This window comes from Arsenicicoccus dermatophilus (assembly GCF_022568795.1).
In the GTDB taxonomy this organism is placed as follows: domain Bacteria; phylum Actinomycetota; class Actinomycetes; order Actinomycetales; family Dermatophilaceae; genus Arsenicicoccus; species Arsenicicoccus dermatophilus.
The window spans coordinates 1-15,035 of record NZ_JAKZHU010000005.1 but is presented as its reverse complement, the minus strand read 5'-3'; the positions used below and the strand labels follow the sequence as shown (position 1 = coordinate 15,035).

At 73.7% G+C, this 15,035-nt stretch carries 15 protein-coding genes; 8 read left to right on the top strand and 7 right to left on the bottom strand.

Annotation, left to right across the window (positions count from 1 at the left end; genetic code table 11):
- Positions 1-88: 88 nt before the first annotated feature.
- The 7 genes from MM438_RS15470 to MM438_RS15440 form a co-directional block, all read right to left on the bottom strand.
- On the bottom strand, positions 89-394 hold the full coding sequence (locus MM438_RS15470; RefSeq protein WP_241454374.1) for a hypothetical protein: 306 nt from the start codon (positions 392-394) through the stop codon (positions 89-91).
- Positions 395-866: 472 nt separating this feature from the next.
- A complete protein-coding gene (locus tag MM438_RS15465) occupies positions 867-2,423 on the bottom strand; it encodes a hypothetical protein (protein ID WP_241454372.1) in 1,557 nt (518 codons plus the stop codon).
- A gap of 299 nt (positions 2,424-2,722) precedes the next feature.
- A complete protein-coding gene (locus tag MM438_RS15460) occupies positions 2,723-3,190 on the bottom strand; it encodes a helix-turn-helix domain-containing protein (RefSeq protein ID WP_241454368.1) in 468 nt (155 codons plus the stop codon).
- Positions 3,191-3,464: 274 nt separating this feature from the next.
- Complete coding sequence (locus MM438_RS15455; protein WP_241454367.1) at positions 3,465-3,731, bottom strand: type II toxin-antitoxin system RelE family toxin; 267 nt, start codon at positions 3,729-3,731, stop codon at positions 3,465-3,467.
- On the bottom strand, positions 3,731-3,958 hold the full coding sequence (gene relB / locus MM438_RS15450; protein ID WP_241454365.1) for a type II toxin-antitoxin system RelB family antitoxin: 228 nt from the start codon (positions 3,956-3,958) through the stop codon (positions 3,731-3,733). Before relB ends, MM438_RS15455 begins: the two co-directional genes overlap by 1 nt.
- Positions 3,959-4,089: 131 nt before the next feature.
- Entirely contained in the window at positions 4,090-5,853 is a 1,764-nt protein-coding gene (locus MM438_RS15445) for a prolyl oligopeptidase family serine peptidase (RefSeq protein ID WP_241454364.1), read from the bottom strand.
- Positions 5,850-7,058 (bottom strand): NHL repeat-containing protein, encoded by a 1,209-nt coding sequence (locus MM438_RS15440; RefSeq protein WP_241454363.1) that lies wholly within the window; start codon positions 7,056-7,058, stop codon positions 5,850-5,852. The genes MM438_RS15445 and MM438_RS15440 overlap by 4 nt, the downstream gene beginning before the upstream one ends.
- Positions 7,059-7,182: 124 nt before the next feature.
- Here MM438_RS15440 and amiA point away from each other — a divergent pair, with 124 nt between their 5' ends.
- From amiA to MM438_RS17040, 8 genes are all read left to right on the top strand, one after another.
- On the top strand, positions 7,183-7,284 hold the full coding sequence (amiA, locus tag MM438_RS15435) for a streptamidine family RiPP (protein ID WP_241449209.1): 102 nt from the start codon (positions 7,183-7,185) through the stop codon (positions 7,282-7,284).
- A gap of 84 nt (positions 7,285-7,368) precedes the next feature.
- Positions 7,369-8,058 carry a hypothetical protein gene (locus MM438_RS15430; RefSeq protein ID WP_241454361.1) on the top strand — a complete coding sequence of 230 codons (690 nt, stop codon included), beginning with the start codon at positions 7,369-7,371 and terminating at the stop codon, positions 8,056-8,058.
- Positions 8,055-9,098: a CocE/NonD family hydrolase gene (locus MM438_RS15425; RefSeq protein ID WP_241454359.1), complete on the top strand. Its 1,044-nt coding sequence runs from the start codon at positions 8,055-8,057 to the stop codon at positions 9,096-9,098. The genes MM438_RS15430 and MM438_RS15425 overlap by 4 nt, the downstream gene beginning before the upstream one ends.
- A complete protein-coding gene (locus MM438_RS15420) occupies positions 9,095-10,489 on the top strand; it encodes a YcaO-like family protein (protein WP_241454352.1) in 1,395 nt (464 codons plus the stop codon). Before MM438_RS15425 ends, MM438_RS15420 begins: the two co-directional genes overlap by 4 nt.
- 7 nt (positions 10,490-10,496) lie before the next feature.
- On the top strand, positions 10,497-11,618 hold the full coding sequence (locus MM438_RS15415) for a hypothetical protein (RefSeq protein ID WP_241454347.1): 1,122 nt from the start codon (positions 10,497-10,499) through the stop codon (positions 11,616-11,618).
- The gene (locus MM438_RS15410; protein WP_241454346.1) at positions 11,615-13,732 is read left to right on the top strand and encodes an ATP-binding cassette domain-containing protein; all 2,118 of its coding nucleotides are present in this window, start codon (positions 11,615-11,617) and stop codon (positions 13,730-13,732) included. The genes MM438_RS15415 and MM438_RS15410 overlap by 4 nt, the downstream gene beginning before the upstream one ends.
- On the top strand, positions 13,693-14,841 hold the full coding sequence (locus tag MM438_RS15405) for an ATP-binding cassette domain-containing protein (protein WP_241454340.1): 1,149 nt from the start codon (positions 13,693-13,695) through the stop codon (positions 14,839-14,841). The genes MM438_RS15410 and MM438_RS15405 overlap by 40 nt, the downstream gene beginning before the upstream one ends.
- Before the next feature lie 72 nt (positions 14,842-14,913).
- A partial coding sequence (locus tag MM438_RS17040; protein WP_420914045.1) for an ATP-binding cassette domain-containing protein occupies positions 14,914-15,035 on the top strand: 122 nt, incomplete at its 3' end.

Genomic DNA, 15,035 nt, shown 5'->3' with positions numbered 1-15,035 from the left:
GCCCACGGCGGGCTGGTGCAGACGCCGCGAGGTATGCCGTAAGCGTCCGCGGGGAAGAGGGACGATCCCGCCCGTCCAGGAGCGGTGCTCAGACCTCGGTGGCGGGTGTGACGAGCTCGGCGGTGAGCCACTGGGTCACGGTCACGCCCTCGACGCTGCCGTCCTCCACCAGGTAGGTGCACCGCACCTGCCACGCCCCGTCGCCGCGACGCCGGAAGGCGTGCGCCAGCCCCGGATGCCGCTGCTGCCCCCGAGCCCCATCGACCGCCGCCACCCACACCATCCGCCGCCGCGGCGCCCTCAGCTCCCCGCCCTCCAGCGGCCCACCGGCCCCGCCCGCGGGCCGCTCACCCAGCGGGACTCCACGACGACGAGGCGGGGGAGGGACGGTCATCCCAGCAGCCTACGAAGACGACACGGCAACGTTCTCAGGCATGGGGGAGGGGGCGCCCTCAGGCGAGCTGAGGGCGCCGGTTCAGCTCCCCGAAGGGTCATCTCTCGCGGTAATCGTCATGGGGCGTGCGCACCCGGTCCACAGGGCTTGTCTGGTGGCTGTCGTACGGGTGCGACGGCCCCACGATGCGTGCTGGCTCACCGCTCACCCGGTGGCCACCGGGACCCCGTGATCGGTGGCCACCGGGTGGCCACCGGCTCAGGTCTGGCCACCGGGCGGCCACCGGCCCGATGGCCACCTTGACCACCGGCCCTGACCTGCGGGGATGTCGCCGGCACCGGGATGGCCACCGGCACCGAGAGTCGAGAGCGAGAGAGCGTCCCTACGCGCGCCCGCGCGCGGGCGCGTATACGCGCGCGCGAGGCCGAGGGTCTGGGCCCCCCCTGACCGGGGCCGGCCTGGCACCCCAGGGTCAGCCGCGGCGGGCCCGCGTGGTGCGCTTTGCGCGGGCGGCGAGGCGGGCCAGGGCGTGGGTGCGGTGGGCGGCTGCGGGGTCGACCGCGGCGACCTGCTCGGGACCCCACCCGGCGGCGGTGTACAGGGCCCGCCGGGAGGCGATGGTCTCGGAGAGCAGGGCGCGCCACACGGCCGGGTCGCTGTGCTCCCACGTGGCGAGGGGGGCGTGCTGGGTCAGGACTGCGGTCCAGGCCGCCTCCACCCGCTCGAGCAGACCCACGTCCCCGTCCTCGGCGTCCTGCACCTCGAGGACGGCGTCACCGTCGTCACCGGTGGGGCAGACCTCGTCGGCGGCCGCAGGATCCTGCACGTCAGCGGTCTCTTCGGCGAGGCGGTCGGTCTCGGCCTGCCACGCACTCGTGCGCACGATGGGCGGGCAGACGGGGCACGGCGCCGCCACGACCCGACCCATGACGTCGGTGGTGGTGAGCCAACCGTGGTCGCATCCGGGACGCCCGCACGGCTGGGGACGGTGCAGCTCGCCCGTGCCGACGTCGAGGGCAGCCGGGTCGAGGGTCTGGCACCAGTGGTGGACCAGCCCACCAGGGGAGGTGGCCTGTGCTGGTGGGGTCCAGCCGCGGTCGCGGTAGCCCTGCTCGACCGCGGCCAGCCACGCAGCAGCGGTCCACCCGGCGGCCGCGTAGGGCGCCAGGTGCGCCGCTACGGCCCGCGGACGCAGCCGATGGCCCCACGGCACCCGGGAGGCGATTTCTCGCGCCAGAGCGGCCCCCAGGGCCCTTCCCGGGCTTGTTACGCCCGCCGCGCGTCGCGGATTCGCCTGTCCCCTCGTGGTCTTCGGCTGCCTCGCCGCTCGCGGCGCGTCAAGGTGAGTGAGAGTCAAAGGTGAGTTTTCTATTCCAGTTGAGGACTCTCCGAGATGGCCTCCGCAGTCCACAAGATGCGCGTGACCTGGGGTTTTGCGGCCGGTCAGGCGGGCACGGACAGCACCGAGGGCGGCCGCCTGCTCGAGGTAGGGGGTCAGCTCGGGGGGGCAGTGCGCGGCCCAGATGCTCGGCAGGCCTTGCTGGCGTATGCCGCGGGCCCAGCACCAGCGCCGCTCGGCCAGGCGCAGGCGGCGGCCTTCGGCGATCTCGACCAGGACCCCCAGGCCGCGGGCGGCGATCCGCAGGGCGCGGGCCACGGTGCCCTCGGAGCAGCCGCAGCGCGCGGCGATGGTGCCGTGGTGGCCGTCGATGTCGCGGCCGGTGCGCAGGTCGCCGGTGGTGGCCATGGCGCGTAGGACCCGCATCAGCGTGGTGACGTCGATGGCCTCACCGCGGCCGCCGGCCGCTGACGGGGACCGCAGCACGTCGCCGAGGTCGCGGGCCATGGCCTCGACGGCGTCCAGCCACACCTCCCGGCGGCGCCAGGGCGTCACGCCGGCGTAGGCGCCGGCGGCGGGGATGCCGGCCAGGCCCCGACGGCGCGGGCACGGCGCCGTGCGCTGCAGCGAGGCCGGTCGCGGCCGGTCGCGCAGAGCCAGTACCGCGACCCGCAGACCGTCCGCAGACACCGTCCGGGCAACCGGCGCGGGGGCGGGATCCTGCGGCGATCCTGGCAAACAGGTGATGACGCAACGCCCAACTCTCACCCGGAGAGCGGTATCTCCGGGTGTTGCACTTGCCAGGACAGGGGTGGCGATACGTAACATGAGTACGAAACCTCGATCGACACGAACCCTCAAGGTCCGAGTCCTTCGTAGGAAGCCACACGGTCCCGAGTGCCGGCCAAAGCTTCGGGGATCGCGTGAGCTGGGTTTACGAACGATGGCCCGCCCGCCAAGGGCGGGCCATCGTCATGTCTGGGGTCAGGTCATCCGGTCAGAGGGAGCTCCTCCTCCTGCTTCTTCCTTCGCGACACCGCACCGTTGGGGCGACGACGGCCCTGCGCGTTCTTGTAGCCGAGCAGGCGCCGCTCGCCGAGCGCCTGAAGGCTGATGCCCTCGGCTCTGGCTTCGTCGTTGAGACGGGCCCACTCGTCCGTGGTGAGACGGACCATGCAGACCTTGTCGCGCTTCGGCTTGGGATCTGTGGTCATGCGAGACATACAACCACATCCGCCATATTCCGTTGTTAGCAACTGTGGCGTGTCGGCGAGTCGTACGGCTTCCTCGGCGCCGGTCTGGTCGTCGCGGGTGATCTGGCCGGCGTCACGTAGCTCGGTCAGGCGGCGCTGGATGGGGCTGCGAGGGATGCCGGTGGCGGCGACGAGGTCAGCGGTGGTGGGGGGGCCGGTGCGCAGGGCGTCGAGAATCTGGGCGCGGCGATGGGCGGGGGACAAGGCCGGCTCGGGCGTGCTCGTCGGGTGTCAGGTTCCCCGGCGGTGTGGCCGGTGTGGGCGGGGCACACCGGCCTGCCAGCGGGTGCCACTGCGGCGGGTGTCGCCGTGCAGGATCGCGCACCAGCCGCCGCCTTCGGACAGCGTGGTCAGGTCGGTGCCCTCGGCCGTGGCGTCGTCGATGCCTTCGATTTACGACGACTTGCCCCGCGGCGATCATCAGGCCTGGGGTCCTGGGTGTTCTGCTCGGGGGCATCGTCGGTGCGGGCTGGGGTGGTCAGTCGTCGTAGACGCTCGATCGGTGACCGAGGTCCAGGGCGATGATCACGACGTCGTCGCGTCGGATGTCGAGCACGGCCCGGTAGTCACCGATACGCGGCCGCCACAGGCCGGTCAGGGGGCCGGACAGGGCCTTGCACGGCGCGGTCGGGTCTTCCAGCGTGGCCAGTCGCTCGAGGGCGTCGAAGACGCGGCGTGCGACGGGCTTGTCGAGCTTGCGCATCGCTTTGGCGGCGCGTGGGGAGTAGCGGACCTGCCAGCCCATCAGAAGAGCTCGGCGGCGAGGTCTGCGCTGGAGATCGTCGCGACGTCGCCACGGCGGATGGCTTCGGCCTCGCCGCGCAGCTGGTAGGCGTACTCGAGGTGGTCCAGGTGCTCCAGGAGCGCCTCGCGCACGTAGTACGCCACGGGGCGGCCGGTGGTCGCGCTCAGCGCGTCCAGCCGGTTCTTCGTCGCGGCGTCCAAGCGCAGGCTCACCACGGATGTAGACATGTTGACATCCTAGGTCCCAACGACGGCTGTGGCCCGGGCTTCCAGGCAGTCCTGGTGAAGACACGAGTGACAGGCCCGGCGGACACTTCCCGCTGCCTGGGATGGACGGCGGGGGAATCTCGCTGTCCTGGCTATCGGGTGCAGTTCCATGCGAAGGAGAGCATGTGGGCCGCGCGGCTGTCGAGCTGGTCGAGGTCGGGGGTCACGTGGGCGGAATCCGCTTCGCGGATGTGGGTGACGTGACCGCGTCGGGCCCATCGGCGGGCGAAGTCGTTCGCGTCGTCGGCGACTCGCTCGTCGCGCCCCATGGACGCGAGCCACAGGGGTGGCAGGGGTGTGTCGGCGGAGGCCACGACGTGCAGAGGTGACACGGCTGCTCGGCCTGCACCCGAGCGCGGGAACTCGTCGGCCCAGAAGCGACCGTTCCCGTGTCTGGAGAGATCGCGGACGTCGAGGAGCGGGGCGGTCACCGCGACCCCGCCCACCTCCGGGTGCCGGGTGTCCTCGTCCAGGGCGGCGAGCAGCGCGACGAGGCCCCCGTGGGACGCGCCGCACAGGGCGATCCGGCCAGGTCGGGTGAGTCCGTCAGCCACCACGTGGCGGATGATCGCGAGCAGGTCCTGGACCGCCCGACGCTTGCGCTCGCCGCGACCGGCGGTGTGCCAGGCCGGGCCGTGCTCGCCACCGCCGCGGACCTGTGCCGTGACGACGAGGCCACCGGCTCTGGTCCAGGCCGCTGTGGTGGGTTCCGCCTCGGGCCAGTGCTCGACCCCGAAGCCGCCGTAGACGGTCAGGAGCACCGGCGGGTCGTCGCGCCTGCTGCCGCAAGGGCTGGTGGTGACGACATAGGGCACGGATGTGTCCTCGTCGCCCGGGGTGCGACGGCGTTCATGGAGGCACTGCCCCGGCGAGCCCTGGGCAGGGGCAGGGGGTATGTCGGCGGTGAGGTCGAGGCGTTCCAACCGGCTCGGGTCCTCTGCCCGGCGGGTGACCAGCCACAGGGAACGGTCGTCGTGCACCGTCATGCCTCGCAGGTCGGTCCCCAGCGGGGCCCGCCACAGCGGGGGTGTCGGGTCGTCGCCCGGCTGCAGGCGCCTGACCTGCAGCTCACCGTCCTGCCGGGTCACGGCGAGGAGGGGGCCGGGTGAGGCGGTGGGCGGCCCGTCGGGACGACGATGATGGTCTTCCTGGACGACGGCGGACACGCGCCCGGCGGGCAGGCGCCAGGTGATGTCCCCGGCGGGGGTCGTCAGGTGGTCGTCGACGTGCAGCAACGGACCGCTGCTCACCAGGTGTGTGGGGATCGAGCTCGGTATGTCGAGAAGCGGGCTGCCGGCCGGCTCGGCCACGACCGGTGCCGGACGCCCGGGACGCTCGTCGGGCTCCCGGACGAGCGTGATGCGGGTGCTCCGTGTCGTGCGTTCCACCAGGACGACCCGCGTCCGGCCCTCGTGGACCGTCGTGGCCAAGGACCGGACGGCGCCGTCGGGGTGCTCAGGGCACAGCAGGACCTGGCCCTGCGTCGTCAGCAGGGGTCTCGTCGTGGGCGAGATCCCCTGGGCCAGCACGTCACCCGGCGGGTGTCCGGGGCCGCAGACCCAGCGCAGGGCGCGTCGCTCGCTGCCGGGCTCGCGCTCCAGGACGGCGCAGGCTCCACCTCCCGACAGGATGGACACGGGATCGGTGACCGGCAGGTCCAGCCGGCCAGGGTCCTGGTGGACCAGCTGATACCGGGTGCTGCGCCATACGCCGACGTCTGCCTCGCGGCCGTCTCGTGCTGGGCGGTGGACGTGCATCAGACCCCAGGGCGTCGGCCTCGGCACGGACCACCTGGCGCCTGCGCCGACCTCACGGATCTGCTCGAGGAACCACTCCGCCGAGCCGACCGCCGTCATCGACCGATCCCGTCGAGGCCGCCGGCGGACGGCGCGGCGAACCATCCCACGTGGCCGCCGTCGCGCAGCGGGCTCGGCGCGGCAAAGGTACGTAGCGGTGTGCCCGGCGCGTGGACGTCGACCAGGTGCACCTGACCGTGGCCGCCGCGGGTGACGAGCACGGTCTCCGCCTCGGGACAGGCAGCGACCGATCGCCGGTCTGCGTCGTCCCAGGGCTCGTGCCCGCGGCGGGGGCCGTGGGCCAGTCGCGGCAGGGACCATGTCCCACGCGATCTCAGGTCGGTCAGGTCGTGGGCGATCAGCTCGTCCCCGTCCGGGTGCACGCGGGTGGTGACCAGAGCGGTGGGGGTCAGGGCACATCGGAACACCAGACCGGGGCCGATGGGTGCAAGGTGGGTACGTCCGGTGTCCAGGTGATGGACCCACAGGTGGTTGTCCCAGTCGTCCCACCGCAGGGGATCCTCACCGCCGCGGCGCAGCGTAGCTGCGACGAGCCGTCGGCGGGGGCAGCACCGCAGGTAATAGGCCCGGCCCACGTCGCTGCTGGTCCCGCTCTGCCCAGCGTCCCAGGGAACGACCCCCAGGGGGCGAGGCGAGCCGTCCTCCACCGCGAATCGTTCCAGCCCGCGCTCGGTGGCGATCAGCAGGCAGCGGCTGATCGGGTCCCAGGCATCCCCGTGGCCTGCGTCTCCCACCTCGTGGATGACCTGTCCGTCGAGGTGGGGCACGTGCGGACCTGCAGCAGCCACCTCGACGATCCCCAACGCCTGGACGGCCCCTGGCGCGCGATGACGCAGCAGGACCTCGTGATCGGTGAGCGCGATGCCCGGCTCACCCACCCGGGTACGGACCCGCCGCGCTCGTGGTCGCCCGGGAGCAGCCAGGTCCACGAGCGTGAGCTGATCGCTGCTCGGTTCGAAGGAGTCTCCCGCCCCGGTGCTCACGGCAAGCCAGCGCCCGTCGGGGCTGCACGCCAGGTGCTCTCCGGGGATGGCGACCGGGACCCGCTCCACCGACGTTCGGCCGGAGCCAGGGGTGAGCAGCACCAGCTCCCCCGCCGCGTCGTCGACGAAGGCGATCCGCCCGTCAGGGAGCTGGAGCAGCCCGGCGTGCTCGGCGAGAGCGGTATCCGTCAGAACGGTCTCCCACCGGGCCGACTGCGGATCGAAGGTATGGACGGTCTGGGCGCGCTGGTCGGCAACCACCAGGAGCGTCGTGTGTGGATCCTGTGAACAACCCATAGTATTGAGAATGATACTCATTACAGTTAGGGTCGGATAGTCATCGACCCTCGGTGACGTTGCATCACTGAAATGAGAGGAGAACACCATGGAGAACGACATCGCCGTGGAGATCCAGGAGACCGAGCACCTGGCCCACCTGTCTGCGTCCCACTCGAACGCCCTCGTGGAGAACCCCTTCGAGGTCTGACGCGTTCGCTGCGGGCCCGTGGCCACGTCGCTGCGGGCCCGCAGCCCTGACCGAGACCGTGCTCATGAGCTGTGAGGACCTTTCATGCCGACGAGTCCCCCCTCGTCCGAGTCGCGTGTCGTCCGCGCGGCCGACGGAGCCTTCCTTCGCATCGCCCCCCAAGCCTCGACCGCTCAGGTGGACGAGGTTCTCGCGCAGCGCGCCGCACGTCGGCGTCCTCAGCGAGCCGGGATCCGCGTCCGTGGGGACGCACCGCAGATCTTCGGCCCCGTCCTGAGCGCGCTTGCGCAGGTGGGGAGCCCGCAGGAGGTCACCGACCGCACCTGTGCCGCCCCTGCCGACGCCTCGCTCACCCTGGCCCTGCACGCCATCCGCAACCAGGACGACGAGGACATCGCGGACGCGGACCTGGCAGCCGGGTTCGCAGTCGTCCGGGTGCACCGCGAGGACGATGTGCTCTTCGTCCACCCGCTCGCCGACCCGTCAGATCCGCGCGCCGTCCGGGCCGTCGACGTGCGCGCCCGGAGGATGGCGGCCAGCCCCGCACCCGAGCACCTCGCACGGACCTGGCACGAGGTGGGCGGCGACCCGCTCCTCGACCTGCCACCAGTCGCCGCGGCGCTGGCGGCAGCGCACGTCCTGGAATCCTGCTTGGACCTTCTCCACCAGGTTCCCGCCCGCGGACCGAGCCTGCTGTTCCGGCTGGAGATGACCCCCCTGCGTCTCAGCGAACACCCCGTGCTGCGGGTGCCCGAGACGGAGCCGCTGAGATGAGCGCCCGCCGCGTGGACGTGACCCCCGTCGCCGTCGCCGCCGGCGACGGCACCACGCTGCGCACCCTCCACGTGTCGGCCTCTCCTGCCCGGGCTCGCGGCACCGTGCTGATCCGGACCCCCTACGACGCGTCCAGGCTCGTCTCCGAGGCGTCGAGCTGGGCCCGCGCGGGATACCACGCCTACGTCCAGGACGTGAGAGGCCGCCACGGATCCGGCGGCCGGTGGATCCCCTACGAGCACGAGGGGCCCGACGGCGCCGACACCGTGCGCGCGCTTGCGACGGCCGGGCGGGTGCACGGCCCGTTGCTGCTGAGCGGCTCGTCGTACGGCGCCTACGCCGCCCTCGAGGCCACGCGGGTGCTGACCCGCACGGGTGGCCCCCGCCCGGCCGGGATCGTCGCCATGGTGCCGGCCCTCGGGCTCTGGGACACCGCCCATGCCCCCGACGGGACCCCCCGCGTGCGAGACCGCCTCGGGTGGTGGCTGCAGCACGGGTGCGGACGGGTCTCCGGCCCGGCCGTGCCCCCGGCCGCCCTCGACCTGCTGTGCGCCCGGGCCGAGCAGGGCGGCGTCCGATCGGTGCTGGACGACCTGCCGCCGGAGATCCTCGCCGTCCTGCCCCGGTCAGCGGCTGCCACCGCGCAGGCGGACCTGCCCGTGCTGTGGCGACGGCTCTGGGACGCACCCCGGCCTGACCCCGTCGCCCGGTGGTCGCCGATGAACCTGCCTCTCCTGGTGGTGACCGGCGACGACGACTTCTTCGCCGAGGACGCGCGGCTGCTCGCCGGATCGTGGCCCGGCCCGGCGTCCCTGGTCACGGGTGGCTGGGGCCATGGGATGGGCACCGAGCTGGCCCAGGACCACCCGGTCAGGGCCGCGCTGCGCACCTGGGGCGGACTGATGCCTGTCGTCACGGCCTGGGCCGAGGCGGCAGCCGCGTACCACCCCACCACCCTCCAGGCACGGCGGCTGCAGGCCTGGCTGCGCCTGGACCCCCGCTCCGGATGGATCCCCACCTCCCCCAGGAGAGCTGCATGAGCATCACCGACCGCCCGGCCTGGCCCCTGGACGCCCTCGTCGACGAGCAGTGCGGGATCATCCGCCGAGTGCGTGAGGTCCTCACTCCCGAGCGGGCACCACAGGCCTACACGTCCCTGACCGCAGAGGTGTCCGACGCACGCCGCCTCGGCGAGTGGCCCGCCGATCGGGTATCGCTCGGAACGACCTTCGGCGACGCCCAAGGCGCCTGGATGGCCGCGGTCGGCGAGGCCTGCGAGAGGTACTGCGGCAACCACCTTCCTCCCGGGGGCGAGGGTCTGCGCCAGGGGACCGCACGGGAGCTGCGTGCCGAGGGCCTGGAGGTGATCGACCTCGAGACGCTGCCACGGTTCGCGGACTGGCAGCTCGCCCGCCCGGGGTTCGAGTACACCGACCTCACGCAGGACACCCCGACCCTGTGGGTACCCTGCGCCGAGGACCATCCCGACCTGGCTGCCCGGGGTGCCGGCCCGCAGGTGTGGGCGCCGTCCAGCCTGGTGCACCTGAACTGGCGGCTGCGCCGCTATCGCCACCTGCCCAGGGTGCACCATCTCAACTACGCCGGCATCGCGACCGGTCAGGGTCTGGCCGACGCGATCGACCGGGCACTCTTCGAGGTCGTCGAGAGGGACGCCCTCGAGCTGTGGTGGCACCTGGACGGCCCTGCCCGCGGGATCGATCCAGCCACCGTGCCCGGGCTGACCGAGGCCATGCAGGGATGTGACCTGCGGTTCTGGGTCGTGGTGATGCCCTCCGACCTGGCACCGGCCTTCGCGGCCCTGGTCCACGACCCCCTCACGGACGTGTATGCCGCAGGCTTCTCGGCCAAGGCAGACCCGGCCGAGGCCGCCCGCAAGGCGGTTCTGGAGGCGGTGCACACCTGGATCTACACGCTGGGCACCGTCGAGGCCGACGGGTGGGTCTACCAGGCCGTCGAGGCGGGCCTCATGGCCAAAGGCCTGCACCTGGAGCACCGGAGCGACCGACGCTACCTGGACAGCGCAGGGGACCAGCTGCGCCTGGTCCGAGACCTGGGCGCCCACGTCCAGCTGTGGCAGGACCCTCGGCTCCACCACCTCGCAGGCAGGTTCACGCAGCCGTCGCTCGGGACGGGGTCGTTGACCGAGGTGTCCCCGGTGCCGGCCTCCATCCTGCGCCGCCGGCTGGCAGAGGCCGGGCACCGGGTCGTCGTCCATGACCTCACGACCCCGGACATCGCCCCCACGGGGCTGCGCGTGGCCCGGGTCCTCGTGGGCGACCTGGTCCCCAACGCCCCAGCCGCGTTCGCCCACTACGGCATGCCGCGGTTCGCGCAGGCGGCCCGGTCCTGGGGCCGTCCCGTCCCCGCCGGGCCGGACGACCTGACCCTGGCCCCTGCACCGCACATGTGAGGATGCGATGACCTCTCCCACGGACGACCGGGCCTTCACCGCGCTCTCTCCCGGACCCATGACGCACCCCGGTCCCCGCGCGAACCGGTGGCTCGGACCCGCCGTACGCCCTGGCAGCGGATGCGAGGCCCCGCTCGGGCAGCTGGTCCGGATCCTCGGCTGGGGACCCGACCACCACCTCGAGCCCGGGACGGGCCGGCCCACCCGCCTCAGGCGCCGGGGCGCCCCCTCCGCCGGCGCGTGCCAGCCCGTGCAGTGGCACGTGGCGTGCGGACGTGGCTTCGACCTGCCCGTCGGGCACCACGTGCTCGACCCCGACACCGGGTCGTTCACCCGGCGCGCCTCCGGCCCGGAACGGGGTGCGACCGCACCGGGCCGGGCCAGGGTGACCCTGACCGCGCTGCCGCGGCGCACGGCGGCGCGCTACCACCATCGCGCAGCACCATGCGTCATCGGCGACGCGGCCTATGCCTACTCCTTGCTCAGGGCGGGTCTGACGGGCGCCGGCGTGCCCTGGCAGACCGTCCGTGCCGATGCCGCCGCCCTCGCGCGGGCCGTCGGCCTGCCCGACGTGGACACCTGGTCCCTCGTGTGGCCGGGATCCGCCCCGGAGACCGCCCTGCTGGCGGTCGAGATCCGTGCCGGCACCACCGACCCGGACACGGGAGTCGAGGGCGATGCGGACCCGCTGGGCATCGCCCTCCCCGTCGGGCTGGACGCACCTGCCCCTTCCTGGATCCCCGGCATCGTCGACCTCGGTGTCGACCGACCTCCACCGCTGCCGCAGGAGCCGCCACCGCCCCTGTCGTACGCCGTGCTCCGCACCCGGCGCAGCCCGGATCCCCGCAGCCTGACCGACCGCACCCGAGCCGGCGGCGCTGGCACCGCGCACGGTCGGCCACCGCTGGGGCCGTGGTGCTCCGGGCAGCACTGGATCGACGGCTGCCGCACGGTCCGGCTCTACCACGCCGAGCCTGACCCGGCCCAGCAGTGGCAGGCCCACCACCAGGCCGCCCTCGACCTGACCCGTGCCCTGGCCACCGGACGGGGCGGGCGCCCCGTGTCCGGGTGGGTCCACGGCCCGGTCCACGGCCACGTCAGCCACGCCCTCGTCCTGGAGGACGCATGATCAGCCCCGCCGTCGAGGCTCCGGCTCCGCTCGCTGCAGAGGAGCGGTCCGATCCGCCGATCACCAGGCTCGTCGCCCGCGTCGTCGACGTCCGCCTGTGGCGGCTGGCTGCGCGGCATCCTCGACGGCTCGGCGCGACCGTGCTGCTCCAGCTGGCGGTCACCGTCACCTACTGGGTCCAGGCGATCTGCCTGGCCCTGACCCTGGCCCGGGTCGCGGGCGCGGCGCGGGGGGCAACGGCTGCGCAGGACGTCTGGGGACCTGTGGCCGGGGTGCTGGCCTGCCTGATGACGAGGGCCCTGCTGGTCCTGACGCAGGCGTGCGCGGCGGCCCGTCTGGGTGCGGCGGTGCGTGGGTGCCTGCGAGAGCAGGTCCTGCGGTCCTTGCTCACCCCGGCTCGGCTGTATGACGCGTCCGACCGGCTGGGCGCCCGCCGGCTGGCGCTCACCGAGGGGGTGGAGGGGGTCGATGCCTACGCCAGCACCTACATCCCGGCGGCGCTGCAGGTCTGGTGCCTGTGCCCGGTGATCCTCGTGGTGCTCGCGGTGCTGGATCCTTGGGCTGCGGCGGCTCTCGCGGCGTGCATCGCGGTGGCCGTCCTGGGGCCGCGCGCCTGGCGCCGGCTTCTCCTGCGGCGTGGGCGCAGCCACTGGGACAGCTACGAGGCGCTGAGCGCAGACCACCTGGAGTCCTTGCGGGTCATGCCGACGCTGCGGGTGCTGGGCGCGGTGCACCGTCGTCGGGCGGCCCTCGCGGCGCGCTCGGACGCACTGCACCGCGACACGGTCTCGACGATGCGGCTGTCGCTGCTGGACACCGGGCTGATCGATCTCGGCATCCAGGCGGGTCTGCTGCTGGCCTCAGGTCTGGCAGCGCTGCACGCGGTCGGCCTCGGCCCCGGCGGTGGCGAGACGGCTCGGCCCTTCCTGGTGCTGCTGCTGGCGTCGGAGGCCTTCCGACCCGTGCGTGACCTGGCACGGGCCTGGCACGCCGGCTACCTGGGGCTGTCGGCCCTGGACAGCCTGGACGCCGCGCTGCGGCCCGGGTCGCCCGCCGTGGCGTCGCCCACGGCTGGCGTCGGGCGGCCGGCCGCCGAGCCGAGCCCGCTGGCGGGCCAGGAGGTCCGCGAGCTCGTCCTGGCGGACGTGGAGTTCAGCTACGACCCGGAAGTCCCCGTCCTGCGCGGTGCCACGCTCGCGCTGCGGCCCGGCCGGCTGGTCGCCCTCACGGGCCCCTCGGGCTCCGGCAAGTCGACGCTGCTCGACCTGGCTCTCGGTCTGCTCCAGCCCCAGCGGGGGTCGGTCCGGCGCCCGGACCACGTCGCCGTGGTGTCCCAGCGCTCCTACCTCTTCCCCGGGACGGTGGCGCAGACGTTGCGCTGCAACCCCTCCGCCCCGGAGGCGGAGCTGTGGGAGGCGCTGGAGTCCGTGGGGCTTGCCGGGACGGTGCGAGGCTGGCCCGACGGGCTGGCCACCCGCATCGGGGAGGCAGGGCACGACCTGTCGGGCGGGCAGCGTCAGCGCCTGGCGGTCGCCCGGGCCCTGCTCGCCCGGGCCGACCTCCTGCTGCTGGACGAGCCCACCAGCGCCCTGGACGAGGGGGCCTCGCGTCAGGTCCTCGCCACGCTGCGGGCCCGGTCCCGGAGTGCGATCGTGGTGATGATCGCCCATCGCCCCGAGGCCCTGGCCGCCGCCGACCTGGTCCTGCGCCTCGAGGAGGGCAAGGTCGTCGAGGTACCGGCCGAGGAGTCGAGCGGATCCGACGTCCCGCGAGGAGGGCTCGTCGAGGTCGGGGACCGGCGTCCCCTGCGGGGACCGGCGTCCTCGCACCCGTCGGCGGTGACGACGAGCAGGGCCGGGGGGCGCTGGAGGGGCCCGGGACGACCGGGGGCCGATCGACCGTCCAGGACATGGCCCGCCTGCTGCCCCACCTGCGTCCGGAGCGAGCAGCGCTGGCCTGGACCACGGTGGTGGACCTGGCCGCGGCCGTCTCTCTCGTGGGCCTGTCGGTGGCCACGGCCCACCTCGTCGCCACCGCCGTCGTGGACCGCCGGGTCGACGGTCCGGGATGGTGGGTGGCTGCCGTCCTGCTGGCCCTCGTGCGGCCGGTGCTGACCTGGCACGAGATGGACATCTCTCACGACGTGGCCTACCGGGTGCTGGCCCGGCTGCGGATGGCCCTGTATGACGGCTACGCCCGCGGGGTGCCGTCACGACGCGCCGTGCACTCCGGGCGGTTGGCGGCCACGGCGATGTCCGACGTCGAACGGCTCGAGTTCTTCTACGCGCATACCGTCGCCCAGCTGGCGGCCGCCGCCGTGCTGGTGCTGGTGGCGGTGCCGCTGCTCGCTCTGCTCTCTCCCGCCATGGCGGTGGTCCTACTGCTGGGGACCTCCCTGCTGGCCCTGGTGACGGTCGCGGTCCAGGGCCGGGGGGACCGGTGGGGCGAGGCGCAGCAGGCGAGGTTGGCGGACCTGTCCTCGACGGTCGTCGACCTCCTGGCGGGCACGAGAGAGATCCTGGTCCTCGGCCGGCGCGAGCAGGCTGTGACCGACCTGTCGGCCCTGGCGGAGCACATGGACGTGCCGGCGCGCCGCATCCGCCTGCTGGAGGCGCTGGGGACCACGGCCCGGGAAGCCGTCGTGGTGGCTACCGCCGTCGCGCTGCTCCTCGCCGCCTGGGCGCAGCCGGGGACGGACCCGGTGTGGCTGCCGTGCCTGCTGGCAGGGGCCCTGACGGTGCTGGCGCCGGTCGCAGAGGCGATCGCCACCACGGCCCGTCTGCAGCCGCACCGGGCCTGTGCGCGCCGGGTGGCCGACGGCATCGACCTGGGCTGCGACGCGTCTGCTCCCGCCGTGGGGGACGACCACGTCCCAGAGGTGCCGGCGGAGGCGGACCGGCGAGCCGTGGTCACGCGTGGGGCGGTCGTCAGGCTCGGCGACCGGTCCCGGGTGCGGGTGCCCGACCTCGACCTGGGCGCGGGGGAGCATGTGGGCATCGCGGGCCCGTCGGGCATCGGGAAGTCCACCTTGGCGCGGCTGCTCGTGGGCCTGTGGGAGCAGGACGAGGGCCTGGTGCTCGTCGCGGGGCGACCCCCGGCCCGGATCCCGGACGACGAGCGGCCGGGGTGGTGCAGCTGGTCGAGCAGGACGCCCCCCTGGTGCACGGGACCCTGGCCGACAACCTGCGCCTCGGCGCGTGGCAGGCATCGCCGGAGGAGCTGACCGACGCCCTGTCGCGAGCCGGCCTGCCCCTGACGCGGGCGACCTTCCCCGACGGCCTGGACACCCTCCTGGGTGAGGGCGGCAACCTTGTCCGGAGGCGAGCGAGCGCGGGTCTGCCTGGCCCGGGCGCTGCTGCTGGATCCTGCGATCCTGGTCCTCGACGAGGTGACGGCTTCCTTGGATGCCGCCGCCGA

Bases quoted from the DNA above. Each gene is read 5' to 3' on its own strand.
- MM438_RS15470 (WP_241454374.1), bottom strand. From the start codon at position 394: ATGACCGTCCCTCCCCCGCCTCGTCGTCGTGGAGTCCCGCTGGGTGAG.
- MM438_RS15455 (WP_241454367.1), bottom strand. From the start codon at position 3,731: ATGGGCTGGCAGGTCCGCTACTCCCCACGCGCCGCCAAAGCGATGCGC.
- relB (WP_241454365.1), bottom strand. From the start codon at position 3,958: ATGTCTACATCCGTGGTGAGCCTGCGCTTGGACGCCGCGACGAAGAAC.
- MM438_RS15445 (WP_241454364.1), bottom strand. From the start codon at position 5,853: ATGACGGCGGTCGGCTCGGCGGAGTGGTTCCTCGAGCAGATCCGTGAG.
- amiA (WP_241449209.1), top strand. From the start codon at position 7,183: ATGGAGAACGACATCGCCGTGGAGATCCAGGAGACCGAGCACCTGGCC.
- MM438_RS15430 (WP_241454361.1), top strand. From the start codon at position 7,369: ATGCCGACGAGTCCCCCCTCGTCCGAGTCGCGTGTCGTCCGCGCGGCC.
- MM438_RS15425 (WP_241454359.1), top strand. From the start codon at position 8,055: ATGAGCGCCCGCCGCGTGGACGTGACCCCCGTCGCCGTCGCCGCCGGC.
- MM438_RS15420 (WP_241454352.1), top strand. From the start codon at position 9,095: ATGAGCATCACCGACCGCCCGGCCTGGCCCCTGGACGCCCTCGTCGAC.
- MM438_RS15415 (WP_241454347.1), top strand. From the start codon at position 10,497: ATGACCTCTCCCACGGACGACCGGGCCTTCACCGCGCTCTCTCCCGGA.
- MM438_RS15410 (WP_241454346.1), top strand. From the start codon at position 11,615: ATGATCAGCCCCGCCGTCGAGGCTCCGGCTCCGCTCGCTGCAGAGGAG.